The sequence below is a fragment of the Microcoleus sp. D3_18_C4 genome (genome assembly GCF_036702355.1).
In the GTDB taxonomy this organism is placed as follows: Bacteria; Cyanobacteriota; Cyanobacteriia; order Cyanobacteriales; family Microcoleaceae; genus Microcoleus.
The window spans coordinates 1-24,353 of the sequence record NZ_JAUBTF010000033.1 but is presented as its reverse complement, the minus strand read 5'-3'; the positions used below and the strand labels follow the sequence as shown (position 1 = coordinate 24,353).

17 protein-coding genes are annotated in these 24,353 nt (G+C 45.7%); 11 read left to right on the top strand and 6 right to left on the bottom strand.

The window, feature by feature from the left end:
• Positions 1-21 precede the first annotated feature (21 nt).
• Positions 22-201, bottom strand: coding sequence for a hypothetical protein (locus QUA90_RS17270; protein ID WP_333055207.1), 180 nt, complete (start codon positions 199-201; stop codon positions 22-24).
• A gap of 89 nt (positions 202-290) precedes the next feature.
• On the opposite strand from QUA90_RS17270, the gene psbD reads away from it, so the two are divergent.
• Positions 291-1,349 (top strand): photosystem II D2 protein (photosystem q(a) protein), encoded by a 1,059-nt coding sequence (gene psbD / locus QUA90_RS17265; protein ID WP_333055206.1) that lies wholly within the window; start codon positions 291-293, stop codon positions 1,347-1,349.
• A 196-nt stretch (positions 1,350-1,545) separates the two neighbouring features.
• Here the strand turns inward: psbD and QUA90_RS17260 are convergent, their stop codons facing one another.
• Positions 1,546-1,734 carry a hypothetical protein gene (locus tag QUA90_RS17260; RefSeq protein ID WP_333446725.1) on the bottom strand — a complete coding sequence of 63 codons (189 nt, stop codon included), beginning with the start codon at positions 1,732-1,734 and terminating at the stop codon, positions 1,546-1,548.
• 516 nt (positions 1,735-2,250) lie between these two features.
• Here QUA90_RS17260 and QUA90_RS17255 point away from each other — a divergent pair.
• From QUA90_RS17255 to QUA90_RS17230, 6 genes are all read left to right on the top strand, one after another.
• Positions 2,251-2,532, top strand: a complete 282-nt coding sequence (locus QUA90_RS17255) for a 4a-hydroxytetrahydrobiopterin dehydratase (protein ID WP_333446723.1) — start codon at positions 2,251-2,253, stop codon at positions 2,530-2,532.
• Between the two features lie 159 nt (positions 2,533-2,691).
• Positions 2,692-4,341, top strand: a complete 1,650-nt coding sequence (locus QUA90_RS17250) for an HD domain-containing phosphohydrolase (protein WP_333446721.1) — start codon at positions 2,692-2,694, stop codon at positions 4,339-4,341.
• Between the two features lie 293 nt (positions 4,342-4,634).
• Entirely contained in the window at positions 4,635-6,833 is a 2,199-nt protein-coding gene (locus tag QUA90_RS17245) for an iron uptake porin (protein ID WP_333446719.1), read from the top strand.
• 401 nt (positions 6,834-7,234) lie between these two features.
• Positions 7,235-7,675 (top strand): Rrf2 family transcriptional regulator, encoded by a 441-nt coding sequence (locus QUA90_RS17240; RefSeq protein WP_333330078.1) that lies wholly within the window; start codon positions 7,235-7,237, stop codon positions 7,673-7,675.
• 56 nt (positions 7,676-7,731) lie between these two features.
• Positions 7,732-8,694 carry a cysteine synthase A gene (cysK, locus tag QUA90_RS17235; protein WP_333446717.1) on the top strand — a complete coding sequence of 321 codons (963 nt, stop codon included), beginning with the start codon at positions 7,732-7,734 and terminating at the stop codon, positions 8,692-8,694.
• 447 nt (positions 8,695-9,141) lie between these two features.
• Positions 9,142-9,822, top strand: a complete 681-nt coding sequence (locus QUA90_RS17230; protein WP_333330083.1) for a J domain-containing protein — start codon at positions 9,142-9,144, stop codon at positions 9,820-9,822.
• 86 nt (positions 9,823-9,908) lie between these two features.
• Here QUA90_RS17230 and QUA90_RS17225 read toward each other — a convergent pair whose 3' ends face one another.
• Positions 9,909-11,408, bottom strand: coding sequence for a cyclic nucleotide-binding domain-containing protein (locus tag QUA90_RS17225; protein ID WP_333330086.1), 1,500 nt, complete (start codon positions 11,406-11,408; stop codon positions 9,909-9,911).
• A 108-nt stretch (positions 11,409-11,516) separates the two neighbouring features.
• Between QUA90_RS17225 and QUA90_RS17220 the strand changes: the two genes are divergently transcribed.
• The gene (locus tag QUA90_RS17220; protein WP_333330089.1) at positions 11,517-11,711 is read left to right on the top strand and encodes a hypothetical protein; all 195 of its coding nucleotides are present in this window, start codon (positions 11,517-11,519) and stop codon (positions 11,709-11,711) included.
• 110 nt (positions 11,712-11,821) lie between these two features.
• Positions 11,822-12,694 (top strand): 6-carboxytetrahydropterin synthase, encoded by an 873-nt coding sequence (locus QUA90_RS17215; protein ID WP_333330091.1) that lies wholly within the window; start codon positions 11,822-11,824, stop codon positions 12,692-12,694.
• 158 nt (positions 12,695-12,852) lie between these two features.
• Here QUA90_RS17215 and QUA90_RS17210 read toward each other — a convergent pair whose 3' ends face one another.
• The gene (locus tag QUA90_RS17210) at positions 12,853-12,978 is read right to left on the bottom strand and encodes a hypothetical protein (protein WP_333330094.1); all 126 of its coding nucleotides are present in this window, start codon (positions 12,976-12,978) and stop codon (positions 12,853-12,855) included.
• Between the two features lie 31 nt (positions 12,979-13,009).
• Here QUA90_RS17210 and QUA90_RS17205 point away from each other — a divergent pair, with 31 nt between their 5' ends.
• On the top strand, positions 13,010-15,232 hold the full coding sequence (locus QUA90_RS17205) for a tetratricopeptide repeat protein (protein WP_333446714.1): 2,223 nt from the start codon (positions 13,010-13,012) through the stop codon (positions 15,230-15,232).
• A gap of 263 nt (positions 15,233-15,495) precedes the next feature.
• Here the strand turns inward: QUA90_RS17205 and QUA90_RS17200 are convergent, their stop codons facing one another.
• Complete coding sequence (locus tag QUA90_RS17200; protein WP_333446712.1) at positions 15,496-16,995, bottom strand: response regulator; 1,500 nt, start codon at positions 16,993-16,995, stop codon at positions 15,496-15,498.
• A gap of 9 nt (positions 16,996-17,004) precedes the next feature.
• Positions 17,005-23,049: an AAA family ATPase gene (locus QUA90_RS17195; protein WP_333446710.1), complete on the bottom strand. Its 6,045-nt coding sequence runs from the start codon at positions 23,047-23,049 to the stop codon at positions 17,005-17,007.
• A 717-nt stretch (positions 23,050-23,766) separates the two neighbouring features.
• On the opposite strand from QUA90_RS17195, the gene QUA90_RS17190 reads away from it, so the two are divergent.
• Positions 23,767-23,940: a hypothetical protein gene (locus QUA90_RS17190; protein WP_333330105.1), complete on the top strand. Its 174-nt coding sequence runs from the start codon at positions 23,767-23,769 to the stop codon at positions 23,938-23,940.
• Positions 23,941-24,353: the final 413 nt, after the last annotated feature.

Genomic DNA, 24,353 nt, shown 5'->3' with positions numbered 1-24,353 from the left:
TGACGCAAAGCGCAGAGACTCCTATATAGTAGAAGTTCCCAAATGCAGGGCAAAGACTTCGGGGACTTCGAGGGCTTCGGGGACTTCGCACAAGTCAAAAGTCAAGAGCCAAAAGTTTTTTAAGAAAAACTTGCTCTTGTAAAGAATTACCTCTATAATCGTCAATACGGTAAAGAAAAGTAAAGTCTGTTCATAATCCAACTTGTTTTCTGCTAAGCAGAGGCAACGGTGGAAGACTCATGACTAGAGACAGATCCGTTGTAATTATATCCATTTGGAGATTTGCGTAAATGACAATCGCAGTCGGACGCGCCCAGACCGAAAGAGGCATATTTGATGTACTCGACGACTGGCTCAAACGCGATCGCTTCGTCTTCGTAGGCTGGTCTGGCATCCTGCTATTCCCCTGCGCCTACCTAGCCATCGGTGGCTGGTTAACAGGCACCACCTTCGTCACATCCTGGTACACCCACGGTTTGGCAAGCTCCTACCTCGAAGGAGCCAACTTCCTCACCGTAGCAGTCTCCACCCCAGCCAACAGCCTCGGACACTCCCTGCTGTTCCTGTGGGGCCCCGAAGCGCAGTGGGACTTTACCCGCTGGTTCCAACTCGGCGGTTTGTGGACATTTGTCGCCCTCCACGGCGCCTTCGCACTGATCGGCTTTTGCCTGCGTCAGATTGAAATCGCCCGTTTAGTCGGCATCCGTCCCTACAACGCCCTAGCATTCACCGGCCCCATCGCCGTGTTTGTGTCGGTGTTCCTGCTTTACCCCTTGGGTCAATCAGGCTGGTTCTTCGCCCCCAGTTTCGGCGTCGCAGCAATTTTCCGCTTTTTGCTATTCCTGCAAGGCTTCCACAACTGGACGCTCAACCCCTTCCACATGATGGGCGTTGCAGGCATCTTGGGCGGTGCGCTGTTGTGCGCCATCCACGGTGCAACCGTAGAAAACACCTTGTTTGAAGACGGCGAAGGCTCAAACACCTTCCGCGCCTTCAACCCAACTCAGTCAGAAGAAACCTACTCGATGGTGACAGCCAACCGCTTTTGGTCGCAAATCTTCGGAATTGCCTTCTCCAACAAGCGCTGGTTGCACTTCTTCATGCTGTTCGTACCTGTCACAGGCTTGTGGATGAGCTCCATTGGCATTGTCGGTTTAGCATTAAACCTGCGCGCCTATGACTTTGTATCACAAGAATTACGCGCTGCTGAAGATCCTGAGTTTGAAACGTTCTACACTAAAAACATTCTGCTTAACGAAGGCATTCGTGCTTGGATGGCTCCGACAGACCAACCCCACGAAAACTTCATCTTCCCTGAAGAAGTTCTGCCTCGCGGTAACGCTCTGTAATCAGCGCGAAATATCAAAATTTCCAACATTTTAAAAGGGTAAGATAAAGCAGTTTAGGCTTTACCCTTAATGCTCAAAAAGCTCCCGCCACCAGGCAGGAGCTTTTTGTTTCCAGGATTCGATCGAATTAGCGCCCTAAAAAAAGTTGATTTTGTACAAAAACCAACTCTGCCTGTAGCTAGAACAACTTGTGTCTTTATATCTGGCGAACTCTCCTATCTGGCAAGAAATCGATCGACCTTTCCCCGCCGCCAGAGTTGCCATGCACCGGATAACCGCACAGCCCGGATTCTGAAGAAAATATAAACAAATGGCCGAAAGTGCGATCGCCCGATTGCTGTAGAGATCGATCAAAGAAGTTCCAGCAGCAGTAATTGGCCATCATCTTCAAAAATCTCCCTTTGCATCCCCCCACTTCTAATTCCTTGTGTTATTCTAATAATTGTGAATACTAGAACGATACTCAGAACGCAAGTTCTTCTGGTAACGCTGGCAATGGCTAGCGCACAAATCATCACCTTAAATCTTGTATTTAGGTGATGTGCGTTCCAATATTAAGCCATTTAGCTAAACCTGGAGGTGATGCCCATGATAGAAAGTAGTAAACGCATGGGTCATCAGATTGGAAACTACCGGCTGTGCGCCGGGGCCGCTCACTAGCAGTCAGCCGTCGTCTCCAACGGGAAACGACTTCCACGGGGAACCAGGCTGAGCTAGGGATTCTCCCGGCAGTCAGGTTCTAATCTGAAGACCCGCTAGACCGCTCTCACCTCAAATAGTGTTAAATCTTAAGTATTAAAACTTGAGACTAAACGCTATTGGTGAGAGCGGATAGTTTTTGGTCAGGGTTTCTAAACGTTGGCAGTTAATCTGCCATTGCTAATCCCAAAGAAAAAAAATTATGGCTGAGCTAATTAATAATACTGAAATTCAAGAGGGCGCCAGTCAATTGTCAGGTTGGACAATTGAAGGTAAACAACTGCGCTCTACCCGTTTATTTAAAGATTTTATCGAAGCGATCGCCTTTGTAAATAAGTTGGTCGCTCCCTCAGAAGCCGCAGGACATCACCCCGACATAGAAATCTCCTACAACAAAGTTACAGTTAACTTAACAACCCACGATGCCGGAGGCTTAACTGAGAAAGACTTTGCGTTAGCCCAAGAGATTTCTGCGCTAGATTAAAAGAGTGCCCGTTGACCCAACAAGAGTCCTGCATCTAGCTACAGTCCCCGATCGCGGAAAGCTCGCAAATAAAAAATCAACTTGGGGTTAAAATCAGGTGTGAAAAAGTCGAGAGGCCAAACGTTCAATCTATAAAAGGCTATTCCCCATCATCCGAACATGATCGTATTTGAAAAGCCAGAGTTCAAGAACGAGTCGGCAGCAGAAAAAACCGATCTGATAGAAAAGCTTTTAGATATTGGCGCAGCTCTGTCGAGCGCCCAAGATTTGGGCGACTTGTTAAACTTAATTTTATCCAAAAGTAGGGAAATTACCTACAGCGATGCTGGCAGCGTTTACTTAGTAGATCACAGCGACGAAACATCTAAGCTGCTGTTCAAGGTAGCCCAAAATGCTTCTAAACCGAGCCTGTCATTTAAAGAGTTTGCTCTGCCGCTGACAGACAAAAGTTTGGCGGGATACGTGGCAATTACAGGTCAAAGTTTGAACCTGTCTGATGCCTACGACTTACCCCCCGGCGTACCCTATCGGCTAGATACCAGTTTTGACAGGGATATTGATTACCGCACTTGCTCGGTAATGGTACTGCCGATGCAAAACCGACAGGGGGAGACAATAGGTGTACTGCAACTAATCAACCGCAAAACAAAGGCAGATACGGTGCTGACAGCAGACAATGCCTGGGAATCGACGCAGCAGTATTCGGAGTGGGAAGAAAGGATAGTTCGCTCGCTCGCTTCTCAAGCAGCAATCTCGATCGAGCGCAATCAACTCCAAGACAGCATAGAACATTTGTTCGAGGGCTTCGTCAAAGCCTCGGTGCAAGTCATAGAAGCTAGAGACCCCTGTACCTACGGCCATTCAGAACGAGTAGCAGCCCTCACAGTACGCCTTTGTGAAGAAGTAAACACCGTCAGCAGCGGAGAACTGCGCTCTATTTACTTTAACAACCGCCAAATTCAAGAACTTCGCTACGCCGCCCTGCTGCACGATTTTGGCAAAATTGGAGTCCCCGAAGCAGTTTTGACCAAACAGAAAAAGCTCTACCCCGCACAGCTAGAAATCATTCGCCATCGCTTTGGCTTAGCTCAACGGACAATGGAAATGGAATGCGTCCAGTCTAAATATAAATACTTGCTGGAGCATTCAGCCTACCGAAAACACCCGACCCAGGAGCCAGAGTGCGCTCAGTGCCAGGAAATCGAACAGCTAGACACTAAGCTAGCAGAGGCAAAAACCAGATTAGCAGAATACTGGGAAGTGCTGCTAGAGGCAAACGAGCCTCACATTTTGGCAGCAGAACCCCTAGCTCAACTGCGAGAGATTTCTCGACAAACTTACAGAGATATAGATGGGGCAAAGAAACCCCTGCTGAACCCAGACGAGATCTTGCAATTGATGGTGTCGAGGGGCAACCTGACGCCGGAAGAACGCTCTGAAATAGAATCTCATGTAACTCACACTTACGAGTTTCTCAAACAAATTCCTTGGACAAAGGATTTGAAAAATGTTCCAGACATTGCCTACGGACATCACGAAAAACTCGACGGCACAGGCTATCCGCGAGGTTTAAACAAGTCAGAAATTCCACTTCAAGCACAATTGATGACGATCGCCGATATTTACGACGCCCTGACAGCAGGCGATCGCCCCTACAAGCGAGCTCTGCGAACAGAGGCAGCGATGAAAATTTTGCGGCAAGAAGCAGCTCACAACAAAATCAACGCTGATTTGTTAGAATTGTTCGATCATCGCCAAGTCTTTAGCGTCCTCGGGCACAGCTTGGAGGTTAAAGTCGAATCAGCCTAGACGAGTCGGGCGTGCTGTGCTAAAAAGTAAATAAGGCGATCGGGCGCTATCTAGTGTCAGTAGTCAAATCAATCCACAACCCAAGCAGGGTCGGGTTTTGACGCACTTGACTACAGGTTAAAAAACAGGCTCTCTGCAGCCGTCAGTCACATCTATATACTTGGTCAGCCCGAAAGAATCAAAAGAAAAAGTGAATTTTAGGTCTCTTTTTAGAGTATGCTAGTTGAGCAACAACTGACCACATAGAAGACTAGAAAAGTTTCTCTGTAATCGGTGTGAGGATGAGAGTGAATATGTCGAAATTTTTGTGGAGTTACCTATTAATCAGCCCAGCAGTCTTAGGAGCTACCCTAGTAGTTTCTTCGAGCGCGATGGCAGCAGACGCTCAGCAGGCTGCTGATGCGCTCCAGCCCGCTGCCGCCAAAGCTGAAACCGCTGAAACCTCAGAAGCGAAACTCAATGCTTTAGCTGCTGTTTCCGAAACAATCGCAGTCTCCGAGCCAGTAGAAGAAATTTCCCAAGTCGCTGGCAGCGAAACCCACGCAGCGATTGAAGATTCGGCCACGGCTGCAACTGAAAGTGCGATCGTCGGAGCCAACACAGCCCCTGCAGACGCAAATCCCCAAGCAGCATCACAACCTACAAGTGAATCTTTAGCCGCAGTTGAGCCAACAGTCGCTCAACCAGTAGAAAATTCTGCCCCGGCAGCCCAACTAGAAACTCCAGCCCCGGCAGCTACCGCTCTCCCAGAGCAAATCGGTGCAGTTCAATTAGAAACTCCAGCCCCGGCAGTGGCAGAGTCGGCAGAACAAAGTTTGCCACAACCGGCTGAATCTTTAGCCCAAACTGCCGCACCACAAGAGCAAAACCCAGCCGCCACATTAGAACAGCTCAACCAGTACAGCAGCGAAGGTGCTGCCGGCGGCGAAACTCAAGGTCAAGTTACCTCTGTTTCCCAACTTTCCGACGTGCGGCCCACAGACTGGGCCTTCCAAGCACTGCAATCCCTAGTCGAGCGCTACGGCTGTATTGCCGGTTATCCCGACGGAACTTTCCGCGGCAACCGGGCAATGACTCGCTACGAATTCGCAGCCGGTTTAAATGCTTGCTTAGACAAGGTGAGCGAGCTAATTAGAGGTGGCACTGGCAACTTCGCTACGAGAGATGACTTGGCAGCCCTCCAACGGCTCCAAGAAGAATTTGCAGCGGAACTGGCAACCCTGCGCGGTCGCGTCGATGCTCTGGAAGCTCGGACATCCGAACTCGAAGCCAACCAATTCTCCACCACTACTAAGCTGACTGGGGAAGCTATTTTCGCTCTCAGCGATGACTTTGGTGGCAACGTTGGCTTGTTTGGCACAGACAACAGAAGAGTAGGCAGCGACAACAACGAAGCTGTCTTCCAACAACGGGTGCGCCTGAATTTAAATACGAGCTTCACAGGCAGAGACTTACTGCTGACACGGCTTCAAGTCGGCAATGGTCGCAACTTCAACCTTGGTGCTACCAGCGAAGGCACTCAAACTTGGAATTTTGTCGGCAGAACCGACAACGTTGTTGCCCTGGATACCTTGCTGTACAAGTTCCCCGTCGGTCAGCGACTGAACGTTAGCCTGATAGCCAACGCTGGCGTTTGGGACGACATTATGCCGACTGTCAACCCTTATTTTGAAGACTTTGACGGCGGCAACGGGTCATTGAGCACCTTTGGACAGCGGAACCCGATTTATCGTTTGGGCGGTGGCTCAGGTATCGGCTTTGACTATGCCTTCGGTGGCAGGGGCTTGCTGGGCGGCGTGTTCGGCCCGACTTCTCTGTCATTTGGTTATTTGGCGTCAAATGCAGCCAGTCCAGCTAGGGGTGCAGGCTTGACGAACGGCGACTACGCGGCGATGGGTCAGTTGACTTTTACCCCCGGACGCAACTTGCAAGTTGCATTCAACTACAACCACGGTTACTTTAGCAGAGGTAACTTTGGGTTTGACAATGCTTTATCGAATGGGCCAGGCAGTCTCGGCGGTTTCACAGGTACCGGCGTGGCTAATTCTCTCAACGGTTTAAGCGAAGGCTTTGAGGGCTTCAATGCTCGCAAAGTTGTCAGCAACTCCTACGGGGCTCAGGCTTCGTTGCGGCTGAGCCCGAGATTTATCCTTGGTGGCTGGGCTGGTTTAACCAATGCCCGCATTCTCGGCATCGGCGATGCGAAAATCTGGAACTACGCTGTCACCTTGGCTTTGCCTGATTTAGGGAAAGAAGGCAACTTGCTAGGGATCGTGGTAGGTCGTGAGCCTTACTTGGATAAACTTGAAGCTTCGAGGAGTTTGCGGAGCTTCCGCAACGATGATTCCTATCACGTTGAAGGTTTCTACAAGTTTCAGCTCTCGGACAACATTTCTGTTACTCCGGGCGTGATTTGGGTGACTAATCCTAATCAAGATGACCGTAATGATGACATCATCATTGGTACTCTGAGAACGACTTTCACCTTCTAAGAGCGGGTTAGAGGAGGCAGGTGGAGGGGGGTCATACCCTCTCTGCTGGCAACTCTAAAGGCCCAGTTTAGCCCTGCCTACTGCAGGGCTTTTTTGTTTACGGGACAAAGGGGCGCCGAGAATCTATTAAAAATTAAAAATTATTAGTCATAGACGCAGAAACCCGGTTTCTTGAGGTAATGCCGTCGTGGAAGCGGAGATAGAGTCGAAACTAGCAACTGGGTTTCACAGAAGCGAGAGTGCGGATCGTTCCAACGATGAAGTGATGAAAGTCGATTAAGTTCAGTGGAAAACCGGGGTATAATAAAAGGTAAAGTTAGGAGTTAGAATTGGGAGCTCAACATTGAGGAGAATTTTAACATCTGACTTCGGAGTTGATAATTCTGGTATTGGAAGCAATTATGGTAGAACTCTCCTGTAAAAGCGAATACGCAATCTTAGCTTTGCTGGAGCTTGCCGATTGCTACGAAGAAGGCGAGCCTCTGCAAATTCGCCAGATAGCGGCTCAGCAAAATATTCCAGATCGATATTTAGAGCAGTTGCTGGCTACCATGAGACGCTGCGGCCTCATTCGCAGCCAGCGAGGAGCTAAGGGAGGTTATATCTTGGCGAGGGAACCCTGGAAAATTACACTCCTAGAAATTATCAACTGTCTCGAAGGCTCAGATTTCGATCGCTCTGAAAAAGACTCGCCTGCTCAAACTGTAGAAAGTGCGGTAATTTGGGAAGTTTGGCAAGAAGCTCGATCGATTGCCAACTCAGTTTTGCAAAAATACACGCTACAGGATCTGCGCGAAAAGCGCAATGGCAGACGGCAGCTCGATATCATGTATTACATCTAGTTAAGATTGCCAACTAGGAATTAACATTTACTTTCAACCACAAACTGACAAAGATTATGCGTATTGCTGGCGACATTACAGAATTGGTAGGGCGGACGCCCCTGGTGCAACTCAACCGCATTCCCCAAGCTGAAGGCTGCGTGGCTCGGATTGTGGTAAAACTCGAAGGCATGAATCCGGCAGCATCGGTGAAAGACCGCATCGGTGTCAATATGGTCAATCAAGCCGAGGCCGAAGGGCTGATTAGTCCAGGCAAAACGGTTTTAGTGGAACCGACTTCTGGCAATACCGGAATTGCTCTGGCAATGGTGGCAGCGGCTAAGGGCTACCAGTTGATTTTGACCATGCCGGATACGATGAGCACGGAACGCCGATCGATGCTGCGAGCTTACGGGGCCCAACTAGAACTGACTCCCGGAATTGAGGGCATGAGTGGCTGCATCCGCCGCGCTCAAGAGATTGTGGACAAAACTCCCAATGCGTATATGTTACAGCAGTTTCGGAATCCAGCGAACCCGCAGGTTCACCGTTCGACAACGGCTGAGGAAATTTGGGAAGATACAGACGGCGAGGTGGATTTCCTGATTTCGGGAGTCGGCACGGGCGGTACGATTACGGGTGTCGCAGAGGTGATTAAGTCGCGGAAACCCGAGTTTAAGGCGATCGCCGTTGAGCCGGCCAATAGTCAGATACTGTCGGGCGGAAAGCCTGGGCCTCACAAAATTCAAGGTATCGGTGCTGGTTTTGTGCCGCCGGTGCTGAATGTCGATTCGATCGACGAAATTATAGTTGTTACGGATGACGAGGCGATCGCCTATGGCCGCCGCTTGGCCAGAGAAGAAGGACTTTTGTCCGGTATTTCCAGCGGTGCGGCACTATGTGCGGCGGTGAAAGTCGGCAAGCGCCCCGAAAATGCAGGGAAATTGATTGTGATGATTCAGCCTAGCTTCGGCGAACGCTATCTCAGCACTCCCTTGTTCCAAGATCCAGAACTCAATCTGGCGATGGCCATCAACTAGGCTAGCCTCCAGCCCAAGTAGCAGCAACACAGAGCATAGGGCGTACAGTGTACGCCCTGCTTTGCTTTTTAGTTTAAAGAATTGGCATAGGTTGTAAATCCCTCGATCGCGAATGATGCCGAATTTCTGAAGGCGCTTTTTTTTGAACTGCTTTTGGCGTGTTAGCGAAGCGGGCGTTGAGCTCTCTTGTGGCGAAGGAAGAGAAAAGAAAAGAAGCAGCTAACTGTTGGCGGGAGCAGGGCTATAGGAGTCCTCAATGTCGATCGGCTTACCACTTCCAAAGCCTCAATGTTTTTCTAAAATAGATTTATGATAAGTTGAAAACTGAGGTTTTTTACTGACAATTTTTGACATTTATATCAGATAAATAATTAAAAAATTAGCAAATAATGATATTTTTGTCAAGGACTTTTTCATAGCTCATCCAGATTTCAAGGAAATAACAGCGTGTCTTCCGTTATCAATCACTATAAAACCCTAAAGATTAGCCCAACCGCAACACAAGCCGAGATTAAACAAGCATACCGCCGTTTAGTCAAATTATTTCATCCAGACAGCCGCAGCGACACAGCGGGTCACGAAGAAATTGTCCGCCTCAATGCAGCCTATGAAATATTAGGAGACGCCCAGCACAGACAATCTTACGATCGCCAACTTTCCCAGGAAAGTGAACAGCAATCACCCAGCGCACCAAACGTCAGCCGCCAGCAAAAACAAACAGCAAGGGAGGCGGATGAACTAATGGAACAGTGGCTAATTAAAGTATACAAACCAGTCAATAGAATGCTCAACAGCATCTTGAAGCCACTTAAAAAAGAAATAGACGAATTGTCAGCAGATCCGTTTGATGACGAACTGATAGAAAAGTTTCAACTTTATATCGAAACCAGCCGCGAGTTCCTCAAAAAAGCTCATAACTTTCTTACATCAATGCCCAATCCATCTAATGTAGCCGGAGTTGCCGCCCATCTCTACTACTGTATCAATCAAGTCGGAGACGGCATAGAAGAATTGTATTTATTTACCCTCAATTATGACGATCGCCACTTGCACACCGGTCAAGAACTGTTTAGAATTGCCGCTAGACTGCGGCGGGAAGCGCAGGATGAATTAAAAATTAAAAGTTAAAAAAGCAGATTGTTCCCTCTTCCCTCTTCCTTATTCCTGACATCCGTTACATCCGTGGAGCGAATCCGTTGCCGAACTTCCTTCTTTCAAATTCCAAAAAGGACTTGAATTCGCTTGCGAATTTTAATAAAAGGAGTTTGTTCCAGAGAGTCACCATCTAACAATCCCAAATCTCTCAAAGCTTGCTGGCGTTCCGACAATTTTTGAGCAATCTGATCTGCTAAATTGGGTTGTTCTCTTAAAAGTTTTTGCAAATCGTGGCGTTCCACCACAAACAAAATTGCATCTTCGCTAGTTTTAACAGTCGCCGTTCTCGGAGTACCCAACAGCAAAGATATTTCCCCAAAAAACTCGCCCTCGTGAAGTGTAGCAATATACTGACCGGCTTTTTGAGAAAGAACTTCTACAGTCCCCGAAAGAATAATATAAAAAGAATCGCCAGGGTCATTCTCTTTACATACAACCTGTCCTGCTGGAAACAGTTGTCGGTAGCCGTATTCAATCAACTGTCGCAGTTCTAAATCCGTACACTGTTCAAAATAAGTTACTCGCCGCAACAAATCTCGCAGCGTCCAATTATTGGGGGATTTAGGTACTGAATTTTTAGGTTCAGAAAGGGTGGAATTAGATTGTAAATCTGCTGAATGTTTGGCATCCTGCGGAAAAACTTTCCCGTTGGAATTATCATCTTTGTTATTGTGAAAAAGTTGAGTTAACTCTTGCGGGTTTCGCAGCCACAAATCCCGTTGGGGAAAGGGAATTTCGATATTTCGGTGGCGCAATTCGTAATCTATTAAAAAATTTACCGCGCTTTTAATAGCATCGCTTTCCTGTGGCTGGTCAATCCAAACCAAAAGTTCAAAATTTAAAGCATTATCTCCAAAACCGTGAAACCATACTTTAGGAGAAGGATGGGACAGAACATTCGATTCCATCCGCGCCGCAATTAACAGCGCTTCCGTAACTATTACGGGGTCAGATCCGTAAGCAACGCCGATGGGGATATGGAGGCGACATCTGGGGTCTCTGTAACTCCAGTTAATAATATTAGTTTCGACAAACTTAATATTTGGTATGATTACAAATAGACCGTCAATTGTTTTAATAATGGTAGAGCGGATAGAAATTGTTTCTACTGTTCCTAATAACTTGTCTATTTCAATAAAGTCTCCGACTCTAATTTGGTGCTCGAATAGCAGGGTGAGCCCGCTGATAAAGTTACTGGCGAGATTTTGCAAGCCGAAGCCGAAACCAATGCCGACAACCCCAGCTAAGACGGTGAGAGAAGTGAGGTTGATGCCGGAACCTTGCAGGACGAATATACAGCCAATAGTGGCTAAAATATAGCTAATGATCGTAGAAATTGCTTCTCGACTGCCGCGATCCAATCTCATCCGAACTAGCACGCTGCGCTTGATTCCTTCACTGATAATCTTAGCTATAATCAAGGCAAATATAGCTAAGATTATCAGTTTGACGATCGCACTGATGGACAGATGAGTGTCCCCGATATAGAATAGCGGGGTTGTCATCGCACCCGATAAATGGTCAAAAAAGCGATCGGCTCGTGCAGTAATCGAATTCATTAATAGTGGGTAATCGGTAATTGGTGATTAGTTTTGAGCGCAACTGAACTGCCAACGGCTAACTATTGCAGAGCTTAGGCGAAAAACTCGAACTGTGGAGTGTCCTGTGTGGCAAAAAAGTCGGTTCCCTTGGGAATAGCTCAGCTTCACCCACTCTCTCAAAGACTCGTAACTGATGGGTTAGTAACTGATGGCGAAAAACTATTTTGTAGCGGTATTTTCTGCCGGATATCTGTGTTGTGGCGTAAAATGGGCCCGGCAGCGCGATCGGCGACTTGTGGCCAATATTTGGAAAATTGGTAGAAATTCATTTACAGCACCCTCAAATAATCGAAAAATTCCAGCAAAAATTAGTTTATCCTTAAGAAGTAAGTCCTTTACAGAACTTAACAAGCTTACCCTACTTGACTTTTATGCAGTGCATCATCAATCGTCGGGCACAGTTTTCGGCGAGTCACCGGTACTGGCTGCCGGAGTTAAGCGAAGCCGAGAACTTTGAGCGGTTTGGTCCAACTGCCCGCGCACCGGGACACGGACACAATTACGTCCTTTACGTTTCCATGATAGGCGAACTCGACGAGTACGGCATGGTGCTCAACCTGTCTGATGTCAAGCACGTCATCAAGCGGGAAGTTATCAAGGATCTCGATTTTTCCTTTCTCAACGAAGCGTGGCCGGAATTTGAGCAGACTCTGCCAACTACCGAAAACATAGCACGGCAAATTTGGCTGCGGCTAGCCCCTCATTTACCTCTGAGCAAAATTCAATTGTTTGAACATCCCGAACTTTGGGCTGAATATTTAGGAAACGGAATGGAAGCTTATTTAACTTTGTCCACTCATTTTAGCGCCGCCCATCGGTTGGCTCGTCCCGATTTGAGCTTTGAAGAAAACTCGGAAGTTTACGGCAAATGTGCTCGTCCCAACGGTCACGGTCACAATTATCATTTAGAGGTGACTGTTAAAGGGGAAATTGATGCGCGGACTGGCATGATTGCTGATTTGGGAGCTTTGCAAAAAGCTATTGACGATTATGTTGTTGAACCGTTCGATCACACTTTTTTAAATAAGGATATTGCTTATTTTGAGAATGTTGTGCCGACTGCGGAGAATATTGCTGTTCGGATCGGGCAATTATTGCGATCGCCCGTTCGGGAATTGGGCGCAGAGTTGCACAAAATTAAGCTGATTGAAAGTCCGAATAATAGCTGTGAAATTTTCGGCGCTGATTTAGAAGAAGTGGCGGTTGAACATCAGCAGCCGGAAGCGGTTTTAGCTGGGGTTTAGAGTTAAAAATCGGGTCGGTTGGGGCGGGTTCACCCGGATAGTTGGCTAATTGTGCAGATTGGTGAAGCCACCCCTACCAGCCTAATGATGATTCCGAGAGTTATCCAACCGCATCAGGCCGGAGAATATATTCTTTCACCAAAGTTCCCCAGCCAGAATTACTGGCAGTTTTCCTGAAAAGTCAGACTCCGCGCGTATTTTGGAGATAGTAAGTCAGCATTCCTCATGTCAGCTATTCTAACTGCTGAGACGATGAGGTCGATCGCCCGATCGCTGACAATCAAGCACTAATTTCTCCTAAATGAGTTGACGTTTATGCGCGTCTCTAATCTAGCTCTCTTGACTCTGGCTGCCCTCGCATCCCACAATTTAACTGCTAATACTAGCGCCAATCCTGCTGCACATCCTATTTCTCCTGAGACACCGCAGGCTAGCAACTTTGTTGATGCGGTAAATAATACTGAATCGCGTCCGGCTGAGTCAATTAGTGAGCCTGAGACGATCACCCACGAACAATTTTCCCCAAATACTACCGCATCGCGTCCGGCTGAGTCAATTAGTGAGCCTGAGACGATCGCCCACGAACAATTTTTCCCAAATACTACCGCATCCCGTCGGGCTGAGCCAATTAGTGAGCCTGAGACGATCGCCTACGAACAATTTTCCCCGCGAATTGCTGTAAAATCGCCGACAGGTTTGCTGGTAGCGGCCGCTCAACCCGATGTATCTGCTACTGCGAAAACCAAGGCGAATACTCCTGCTGCATCCGGCGATGAACTAACAAAATCTTTACAAGAAACCTGGCTGTCTAAATTAATCGAAACTGGGGTTGAAAGCAATCCTCAAGTTCGCGATGTTTTCGCTTTTATTTCCCCGTCTGGTGCCAGTTCTGAATCTGGATATGGTTTTAATACTACCATAACTCTGCTGAATATTTTACTAATTCTTGGTACCGTATTTCCACCAGTAACAATTGCCTTTTTTTGGATGATGCGACGGCTGATCATCAAACACTTGGTTGCTGATGCCAATAAACGATTGCAAGGCATTGGTGTATTGGAATCAGAACTCATAAATTCTAGCCAACTGACTCAAAAGTTGAGAAATGAATTAGAAGCGCAAATGAGTGCGGCTAAACACTCTATTGATTTTTTAACTAGAGAAACTGAACTTTCCAAATCTTCTGTCGAGCAAATTGAGACTCTCAAATCGCAATTTATCATGCACTTGCAAGTTTTGCGGACAGAAGTTGACGAGAAAAAATCTCAAATTGTTCAAGAAATTTCCCAAGTTCCCGCAGTTGTTGCCAAAGAAGCTCTCAAAATTGCACCTCAACCGGCCTTAAACAATTCCCAAAATTCGCAAACAGCACTTACTAACAACGAAAATTTGATTGCTGACGATTATATCAAGCAAGCCGAAGGGCTTTATTGTCAAGGCAATTATGATGAAGCATTAGTTTGCTTGGAAAAAGCTGTTTTAGCGAATAAATTTTTGCATGAGGCTTGGTATTGGCGCGGAAATGTATTAATAAAATTGCAGCGCATGGAAGAAGCACTCGCCTGTTACGACCAAGCAATATTAATTAAACCGGATAACTACGAAGCCTGGTATAATAAAGCGAGTTTGCTGGCAAAATTGCAGAAGTACGAAGAGGCGATCGCCTGTTACGAACGAGCAAGTTCGAGCGAATCCCGAAAATACGCTTGTTGGCACAGTATAGCGGCTTTGTTGGGTCAATTGCAGCATTACGAAGAAGCGATCGCCAGTTACGATCGCGCCCTCGCTATCAAAGCAACCGACAGCGAAATTTGGCACAACCGAGGTGCGATGCTGGCCAAAGTACAGCAGTACGCAGCAGCAGTTGATTCTTACGATCGCGCTCTTGAACTCAATTCCAAGAGATATGAAACTTGGTACAATCGAGGCAATATGCTGTGGAGACTGCTCCGCTACAGTGATGCTATTGATTCTTACGATCGGGCGATCGGCATCCGGCCCGACAAATACGAAGTTTGGTACAATAGAGCCGCTGTGCTCGGAAAAATGCAGCGATATCAAGAATCGATCGAATCCTACGACAAAGCAATAGCGATTAAACCGCAGGATTTTGAAGTGTGGCACAACCGAGGTGCAGCTTTCGACAAACTGTCGCAGCATGAAGCAGCAATTGCCTCTTACGAATCCGCAATTACCCTTAATTCCGAGTGTTACGAAGCTTGGTTTTGTAAAGGTGAATCATTGGCAAAATTGCAGCGCCATGAAGAAGCGATCGCAGCTTATGAGAAAGCGATTGCTATTAAGCCAGACTCCTACGATGCTTGGCGTCATGTGGGGATAGCTTTGTCCGAATTAAAGCGGTATGAGGAAGCAATGGCAGCTTACGATCGAGCTATTGCCATCAAACCCGAAAATGCGGAAGCTTGGCGCGATCGAGGCGCACTTGTATCAGAATTAAAGCAGGATACAGAAGGATTTAGTGCCGGGGAAAAAGATACTCAAAAACAGCCACAATCCGATGATTCTTCGGACAGTTAGTTATATCAATTCCGGTTGCGCCGGAATAGTAAATTCGAGTTCACTGGTGACTGTTGACGGTTGACGGTTGACAGTCAACAGTCAACCGTCAACAGTCAACATCATAAGGAGTGTAACCGGAAATGATATTAGGTGTAGCCTACACCGCTACGTACACACCCGAATTTTCTTGTTGGTAATTGTGCGCGGTGATGGGCAATCGCAGAAACCCCGCGATTGCCCATCACAGCGCACAATTATGGATGAAGATACCCGAAATTATATCAAGCTGACAGCGACAAGACAGGAGACTCCTGCCGAATCGGAATCTCAATAATAAACTCTGTTCCCCCGCCTGGTGCAGAAATACACTCCAATCTTCCCCGGTGTTTTTCCACTACAATTTGCCAGCTAATCGACAGCCCAATCCCTGTGCCCTTACCGGGGGGTTTTGTCGTAAAAAACGGGTTAAATACGTGGCGACGAACCTCTTCCGAGATCCCTGGCCCATTGTCCACAATTCGGACAGCTAAGCAATTGCTGCTGGTTATTTCTGTGCTAATCCGAATCACGCTAGGATTCGCTTTAATTTCTTCTAGCGCTCTCTGCGTGTTCCACTCGTCAATAGCATCGATCGCATTTGCAAGTACATTCATAAATACCTGATTCATTTCTCCCCCATAACAGTCCACTTCGGGCAGGTTTGGGCAATAGTCCCGCACCACTTCTATCGAGGGGCGGTCTGAGTTAAATTTTAGTCGGCTCTGTAAAATCATCAGCGTGCTGTCCATGCCTTCGTGAAGGTTGACCGCTCTCATTTCATATCCTTCTTGCCGTGCGAATAGGCGCAAAGATAAAACAATTTCGCGGATGCGATCGGCTCCTAAGTACATCGATTTGAACAATTTAGGCAAGTCGTCTTTGAGATAATTTAGCTCGCTTGCCACGATTTCTGCTTGTATATCTTGAGGCGGATGAGGATAGTGCTTTTCGTAGAGGTCAAGGATAGTGACCAAAGTTTTTGAATATTCCAGAGCATAGGAAAGATTTCCATAAATAAAATTAATTGGATTATTGATTTCATGGGCTACGCCAGCGACGAGTTGGCCTAGCCCGGACATTTTTTCGCTCTGAATGAGCTGGCTTTGCACCTGCTTGAGTTCGTGCAGGGAATTTTCGAGCTGTAGGGCTTTGTGCCGCTCTCGTGCTTCCGATGCTTGCAAAGCTGCTTCTGCAAGCTTACGTTCAGCAGCCTCCTGCTTGAGGCGTTCATTCGTTTGGGAAAGTTCAGCAGTGCGCTGTTCTACTCGCGTCTCTAGCTCTTGTGCTAAAACTTGTAGGTCGGCTTGCGCTTGCTCGCGTTCGACAATTTGCGCCTGAAGCTTTTTAGTTAGATTTCGCAGATTCAGGTGCGTGATAGCCCGAGCTAAAACTTCTTCCTGTTGAAGGGGCTTAGTGATATAATCAACTCCCCCCACATTAAAGCCTTGGACTTTGCTTTCTGTATCGTCCAGCGCGGTCATAAAAATGACTGGGATATCTTTAGTTAAGTCATTTGCTTTTAGATGTTGACAGGTTTTAAATCCGTTCATCTCTGGCATCAGAACATCCAGCAAAATTAAATCCGGCTGGGAATATTGCACTTTTTTGAGAGCGCTAGACCCACTGCGAGCTACCCAAACAGTGAAGCCAGATGCGCTCAAAAAATCCAATACTGAACCCAGATTAGTGGGCGTATCATCTACAATTAAAATGGTGCCTCTGTCTAAAGATTCGCTAGTCATTTTTAGTCCTCATCTAAACTGTTGAACAAATTCTACTAATTTGTCTTCTTCAAAGTTTTTGGTTAATTCAAGTAACTGATTGGCAAAAGGTGCATAACGCATATCTATTGCCTTCAGCTTGCTGGCTCGCTTCTCAATACTGAGTAGTTCACCTTTCATGGCTAAATCGAACAGGACTGCAACTTCTTCCGAAGGGGGAGCAATCAGTTGTTGGTCTTGGATTTGGGAAGGGGGATCGGTGAAGAGACCTTCTAAACTGAAAGTTGTTCGCTCATCATAAACCCATTCTAAACGTAAATGGTGCCCCAAGCATTCTAATAACTTTTCTGCCCGAATTGGTTTGAGGAGAAAAGCGTTGCAACCAGCCTGGAAAATGCTTTGGGGATCGCCCGATAAAATGCTAGCAGAAGTTCCGATCGCGATTACATCCTTCAATGGAGGGATTTTCCTGAGCCGCCTCACCGCTTCAAAGCCGTCCATAACTGGCATTACTAAGTCAATTATAATACAGTCAGGTTGAAATAACAGCGCTTTATTCACGCAGTCTTGACCGTCCGTTGCCTCCATTAATTCAAACCCAATGGGAGCTAAAAGATTAACGAGTACAGAACGATTTTCCCAGCGATCGTCAACGACTAAAATTTTCCGTCGCTCGCCTGAGAAACCCCTGATAAATTTTTCAGGTTCTTTTTGATACCCTTCCCAGCTTTCGGTAATAGGCAACTCTAACTCAAACCAGAAAATACTGCCTTTACCTAAAGAGCTTTGTACTTTCAGTTCGCCGCCCATCATCTCCACTAATTGGCGACTAATTGGCAGCCCTAATCCTGTCCCCTCTATCTGGCTAACTGAACCGCTGGCTTGCTCGAAGGGCAAAAATATTTTTGAGAGTTCCTCCGGCGTGATGCCAATGCCTGTATCTTCTACTTGGAAAATAAATTTTGCTGTTAGGGATTGGGAATTGGCGATCGGTGATGACAAAGATTGCTGAATATCCAGTCTGTCTACTTTAAAACTAACGCCTCCTTTTTCGGTGAATTTTATGGCATTGCCGAGTAAGTTGATGAGAATTTGCCGCAACCTTTTTTCATCGGCTTGGACGCAAGTGGAAAGTTGAGTTAGCGGTTCGTAAATCAAAGAGATTCCCTTCTGGTGGGCGCGAATCTGGCAGATTTCAGTAATGCCTTGGAGAAAGTCTGACAGGTGAAACTCGGTGAGGTAGAGTTCCATTTTTCCGGCTTCGATTTTGGAGAGGTCTAAAACGTCATTGATCAGAGTTAGGAGGTGTTCGCCACACTGATGAATGATATTAATACCAGAAATTTGCTGACTGGTTAAATCTATGTCTCGTTTGAGGATTTGGGTATAACCTAAAATGCCGTTGAGTGGCGTGCGAAGTTCGTGGCTCATGTTGGCGAGAAATTGGCTCTTGGCGCGGTTTGCGGCTTCTGCTGCTTGCTCGGCTCGCTGTCTCTCTTGAACTTCTACTTCGAGGCGCGTATTTTTGGCTTTTAATTCCTCGGTTCGCTCTTCTACTTTGACTTCTAAAGTGTGATAGAGGTTGGCATTTTCTAAGGCGATCGCAGCTTGTCCCGATAGCATCCGCAACACTTCTACCCGCTTCGGCGTGAAAGCGCCAGCAATCACGTTGTTTTCTAGGTACAGGATGGCACTTAACTTACCTTGATATAGGATAGGCGCACACAAAATTGATTGTGGTTTGTGGTGGGTAATATAGGGGTCGGCGTTAAAGATTTCCTCGTTGCTGGCATCATTTAAAACCACATCTTTCTGAGTTCTGGTGACGTAATTAAGTACCGATATAGGCACTTGCCCAAAAGTTGATACTGGTAAAGATTCCAGCACTCGGACTTCATCTTTAGTCCCCGCCGCTTCTATAACAAGTTGACCCTGTTTTGAGAGAATAAGCGATCCAGTTTCAGCGCCTGCGTTTTCTATCAAAATTTTCATTAACTTGTTGAGCAAGTTAGGTAGAACAATTTCGCTAGAAATGGCACTCGATGCTTTCATTACAGTTGCCAAGTCTAGCAACTCTGGTTGACCGCCTGTAATGGTCAAAGGAGGAATTGTCATCGTAGGGTTGAAAGGGGTTTCGGTGAGCGCAGGCGATCGCGCTATTAATTGCGGGTATTTTTCTTCGAGATGTTTAACTTTAGCTATAGCTCCCCAGCGCATATAGGCATAATAAGAATCGGTCATGTAGGTGCGGGCAATCTTTTCTTTACCCCATGAAAAATAGAATTTAGCAGCGAGTTCGTGAGCTAGTGCTTCTTCGTTGATGTACTCGTTTTCTTTGGCAAGAGCGATCGCTTTGTCGTACATCTCCATTGCTTCTACTTTTTCGCCTAAAACCCGATGCTTTTCTGCTTCTACTAAATATAATTTATGCCGATGATTGATTGGGGCATAAGCCGCCCAGTTTTGCATTTTTTCTTGATTACTTTGTACGCGATCGCAAATTTTATGTTGCCCAGGCGCGGGACTAGGGGAATACACCGCTAACCGTACTAAAGAATCGTAAAAATGGAATAGAGGAAGATGAGGTGTTGCGACTAATGCGTCCAAATAGTTCTCTTCTCTCTCAGTATTTTCAATCGCTTCTGAGTAATTTTCAAATAAATAACAAAGTATAATTTTATTTAAATATATGTAGGCAACTGCCGCTTTGTCGTTTGCTTGCTGGTGCAGGGGCAATCTTATCTGCTCATCGCAGGCTTCACCCTGGAGACGGCAGGTGTTTTCACTTTTTCCGAGCAGATTTAAGGTAGCCTGCAAATAAATTTCGTGATAATTAAGCGCTGTTTTCTGCTTAATTTTATGAATAGCATTTCTGTTGATTGCCATTTCTCTTTCAAGGGCAGTCAGTTCTTTGCCGGTATAGTAAGAGAAATAAGAGTACACCAATAGACCAAAAGCACCAAATTCTAAATCTCCCATTTCCAATCCGCTAGAGTAAGCTGATAGCAAAGGCTCTAATGTTTGTCTCAGATGCTCTTTCCAAGGTCGGATAAATATATTTACTATGACGACTGTTTTGGCTTTGATTTCTTGAGCATTTAACTTTGACAGCAGACTTAAAGCTAATTGACCAAACTGATAACCCGAATCAATATCTCCCACAACTCCGCAAAGCAGAAGACCATAATTGGCATAAGCAATGGGAGAAACACGAGCATTACCATATTGGACGGATAAATCTACTTGTTTGCACACCGTCAACGGCAACAGTGTAGGAGCAGCAATATATGCAGGAGCAAAGATACTTGATAAAAGTTTGATGGCTGCTAGTTTATAGCGATCGCTCATTCGGGGCAGGTCAATTAAATCCTCAATTGGCGTTCCACTCAAAATTGCCGCAGTTTCGCCTAGTGCCTGCCCAATATCGGAGGGTTTCGGCTCAGAGGGAAACTCGACCCCTAATAGCTTTAAAACTTGTAGCGCTGTATTAACCGCTTCTAGCAGCCTGTTCTGCCCTATGTAAGCCTGCATCTGGACTTCGTACACTTTCACTTTGTCCAGCAGCGTTTTGGCGCAGTTTTGTACTATCTCAACGAATCTCTGCATTGCATCAAAATCACCACTCAAATATGCTGATTCTGCTGCTTCCTCATGCAGACTTAATGTCAGTTCATACCGATTTTCCCAGCTATCTACCGCTAGCAGAGATAAACCTACTTGCAAATATTTGACGGCGGAATCGTGGGCTGTAGCAGCTTTCGCTTTCTGACCTGCAATCAGATTCAATTGGGCTAGTTCATATTTTTGGGATTCAGTGATAAGTAAGTCAGTACCATAATTGAGTTGGTTAACTAAAGCGAAAATATTTTCTTTTCGGTCTTCTGGCGTTGTACTTTGCAGCAGCAGTTGACCGATTTTTAAGTGGGTTTCTTTTTTCTGCTCATCTGGAATCAAAGAATAGGCAGCTTGCTGCACTCGGTCATGTAAAAACTTGTAGTCAACCTTCACATCAGTTAAGGTAAAACGGCCCGATTCTTCCTGACTAAATACGAGGGGAATTTTGTATTCATTGCTCAAAGGTAAAATCAACCCAGCTTGAAGTGCTTCCCACAATTGCGCCGCCGTGACTAAGGATAATTCCTGATTGACAATCGCCAAAACTTCTAAGTTAAAACTGTTGCCAATACAAGCCGCCAGTTTTAATACTTTTTGTGTCTCTTCGGGCAATTTGCGTATGTTTCTAGCAATCAGTTCGACAACATTGTAATCGGTGATGCCGATCGCTTGAATTTGCTCGATATTCCATTGCCAGACGCCAGAATATAAATCATAAGTCAACAAATCTTCTTGATAGAGAGTTTTGAGGAGTTGACTTATGAAGAAAGGATTGCCCTGCGTTTTATTAAAAAGTAGAGACGCGAAATTTCGCGTCTTTACCGACAGGGATTCCGAACCGCCAGATTCATTTAAAGTATCCGCAATTAATTCTTCGACATGAACCAGGTGTAATGGTTGAACGACAATATTATTCACCGTCGCACCAGTGTGGCGAATCTTGTCAATCGTTTGAATCGTCGGATGAGTTGGAGAAACTTCGTTATCTCGATATGCCCCAATCAGCAATAAATACTTGCTATCAGAATCAGTTATTAGCAATTCAATTAATTTCAACGATGCCGAATCCGCCCACTGCAAGTCATCGAGGAAGATAACTAAGGGATGGTCAATAGTCGTAAATACGCCAATGAATTGTTTAAAGACTCGACTGAAACGGTTTTGAGCTTCAGTTGCCCCTAGCTCAGCTACGGGTGGCTGTTTGCCAATAATTAATTCGACTTCAGGGATAACATCAATGATGACTTGTCCGTTATCGCCTAAAGCGGATAAAAGTTTTTCTTTCCTAGTTTGGATTTCTACTTCGCCTTCGGTTAGAAGTTGCTGAGTTAAGGATTGGAATGCTTGCATCAGGGAAACATAAGGAATATTGCGCTTGAACTGGTCAAATTTCCCCGCAATAAAATAGCCTCGTTGTCGCACAATGGGTTTGTGAACTTCATTGACCAAAACTGTTTTGCCTATCCCGGAATAACCGGAAACCAGCATTAATTCGCTGGTGCCACTGGCAACGCGATCGAAAGTTTCTAGAATTTTTTCAATTTCTTGGTCGCGACCGTAGAGCTTTTGCGGTATGTTTAATTGCCCTGCTTTATCCGCACTTCCAACAACAAAGTTGGAAATATATCCGCTAGCCTGTAGTTTGAGCAAGGAAGTTTCTAAGTCAAATTTTAGTCCTTCAGTGCTTTGGTAGCGGTCTTCAGCATTTTTAGCTAATAACTTCATCGCAATCGCTGAAATTTGTGGTGGGATTTCAGGATTTAGCTGGTGAGGGGGAATGGGTGTTTTGGCAATATGGCTGTGTACCAATTCCAGCGGGTCTGTGGAATTAAAGGGCAACTCGCCTGTGAGCATTTCATAGAAGGTAACGCCTAGTGAATAAAAATCAGTGCGGTAGTCAATTGACCGATTCATCCGGCCAGTTTGTTCTGGCGACATATAGGCGAGTGTGCCTTCGAGCAAATCTGGATGGCTGAGCGTCGAATTTTCTCGCTCCAGGCGCGAAGCGATGCTGAAGTCAATAATTTTAACTTTTTCAGTGGCTGGGTTGATGATAATATTTTGGGGCTTTATATCTTTATGAATAATGTTATGTTTATGGAGTTCGGCTAAGGCAGAGACAAGCTGGAGACCCACAGAAAGAAATTGAATGATTGTGATTTTTTTATCCTTCATCCAATCGTTGAGAGACTCGGAGCCGGAATCTTCTAATATCAGTGCTAAACCGTTTTTATAGGTTTCTAAACTAATGGCTTTGATAATCGCTTCTACGTTTAAGCTGTGCAGAATTTGATATTCGTGTCGCAAGCGGGTGATGTCAGAAAGAGTGGGATACTCAGCCTTTAGCGTCTTGACGATCACGCTGGAAAAGTCCGAATCCTTCCGAGCGCGATCGACTGAAGTTCTTATTCCGCTGTGAAGGGTTTCAACGAATTGATAGCCAGCTAAGTTGATAGTCATTGTTATTCTACAGATCGCAATGGAATGGAGCGTAAGGTTAAGGCCGGTTTTAAAACTTAATTATTGTTAGAGCTGATTGTAACATAGTAATTTACTCAACAAAAGTTAGCCCAGTTTTTGCCGGGACTTTTCTACAAAGCGTAGAGGAGCCAAGGGCAGCGAGTCAGAAAGGGTTTTTCTACATCCAAAAGTTTACTATGTTAGAAAGGCTATGCTTGCTTTTAGCGAACTATGCCGGTCTATCTAGGATGCACTAAAAATATTAAAACCTATTAAAACTTAATAAAGTGTAATTTATTAATTTATTGGCTTTTACTCTCCTTGGCTCCATCGGATTGCGCTCAAACGGATATCCTTTAATTATAATTTTGTATCAATCAGTAAAGAAAACTTAACAAGTTTAAAATAAATAAAAAAATAAATTCACAAAGCTTCAAATGAGTTTCAGGAATTATACCAAGTTTCTAAAAGAGTGCTACAGTTAGTAGATGTCTTTTTTGTAAGTTACTACCCAAATATAAAGAGCGCAAATGTCAGGAGTTGTCAAGATTCAAATGGGGGAAACAGAATCAGAACTGCAAGGTCTTCTCGCTCAGAGTTACGGCCAATGCCTACAGTTCGATGCAAAAGTTTGAGCGCGGTCAACAAGTTGCGCCGCTGGCTTTTCCCGATTTAGAAGTGAGCGTTGATTTTATATTGGGTTAGTATGAATAAGTAATGGCTGCTTACGATCGAGCGATCGCCATTAAGCCGGAGAATGCGGAAGCTTGGCGTGCTCGCGGCGCAGTTGTATCAGAATTAAAACAGGATACAGACAAAATTGACTCGGGGGAATCTGATATTACAAATGCCTCCGATAGCAAGGTCGAGCAACCTAAGTCAGCAGATTAGATGTAAGAATTGATGATTACATAGCACTTTTCAGTAAAATCAGGTACGCCTGGGAATTGGAATGCGATCGGGGCGTACATCACTTATTTGAGAATCGGTATAGTGGCTTAGGGGAAAATTGGGTGGGTGCGATCGGCACGGGTGACTCTGGTGAGACTAAATTGTGGTTAGGAACGCCCTGCGGCTTGAGTTGTTACAGCTATTAGCGAAAAAAATGAGCAATGAGGAGGCTCAGTCAAGTTTAAAGTCTAATCATCTAGGCATTATGCCGAATAATTTGTTTATTATAGAAAAGACGCTTTGGTTATAGATATAACTTCACTCTTGCATGATTGCCCCTAGTACAGCTCGGCGTAAGTAGACAGACTATATTTGTGGTAGAATAACATAGTTAGTTTAGACCAGTTTCGGTA

Excerpts from the sequence above, each read along its gene's own strand:
- psbD (WP_333055206.1), top strand. The coding sequence starts at position 291 with ATGACAATCGCAGTCGGACGCGCCCAGACCGAAAGAGGCATATTTGAT.
- QUA90_RS17260 (WP_333446725.1), bottom strand. The coding sequence starts at position 1,734 with ATGATGGCCAATTACTGCTGCTGGAACTTCTTTGATCGATCTCTACAG.
- QUA90_RS17255 (WP_333446723.1), top strand. The coding sequence starts at position 2,251 with ATGGCTGAGCTAATTAATAATACTGAAATTCAAGAGGGCGCCAGTCAA.
- QUA90_RS17250 (WP_333446721.1), top strand. The coding sequence starts at position 2,692 with ATGATCGTATTTGAAAAGCCAGAGTTCAAGAACGAGTCGGCAGCAGAA.
- QUA90_RS17245 (WP_333446719.1), top strand. The coding sequence starts at position 4,635 with ATGTCGAAATTTTTGTGGAGTTACCTATTAATCAGCCCAGCAGTCTTA.
- QUA90_RS17240 (WP_333330078.1), top strand. The coding sequence starts at position 7,235 with ATGGTAGAACTCTCCTGTAAAAGCGAATACGCAATCTTAGCTTTGCTG.
- cysK (WP_333446717.1), top strand. The coding sequence starts at position 7,732 with ATGCGTATTGCTGGCGACATTACAGAATTGGTAGGGCGGACGCCCCTG.
- QUA90_RS17225 (WP_333330086.1), bottom strand. The coding sequence starts at position 11,408 with ATGAATTCGATTACTGCACGAGCCGATCGCTTTTTTGACCATTTATCG.
- QUA90_RS17215 (WP_333330091.1), top strand. The coding sequence starts at position 11,822 with ATGCAGTGCATCATCAATCGTCGGGCACAGTTTTCGGCGAGTCACCGG.
- QUA90_RS17205 (WP_333446714.1), top strand. The coding sequence starts at position 13,010 with ATGCGCGTCTCTAATCTAGCTCTCTTGACTCTGGCTGCCCTCGCATCC.
- QUA90_RS17200 (WP_333446712.1), bottom strand. The coding sequence starts at position 16,995 with ATGACTAGCGAATCTTTAGACAGAGGCACCATTTTAATTGTAGATGAT.
- QUA90_RS17195 (WP_333446710.1), bottom strand. The coding sequence starts at position 23,049 with ATGACTATCAACTTAGCTGGCTATCAATTCGTTGAAACCCTTCACAGC.
- QUA90_RS17190 (WP_333330105.1), top strand. The coding sequence starts at position 23,767 with ATGGCTGCTTACGATCGAGCGATCGCCATTAAGCCGGAGAATGCGGAA.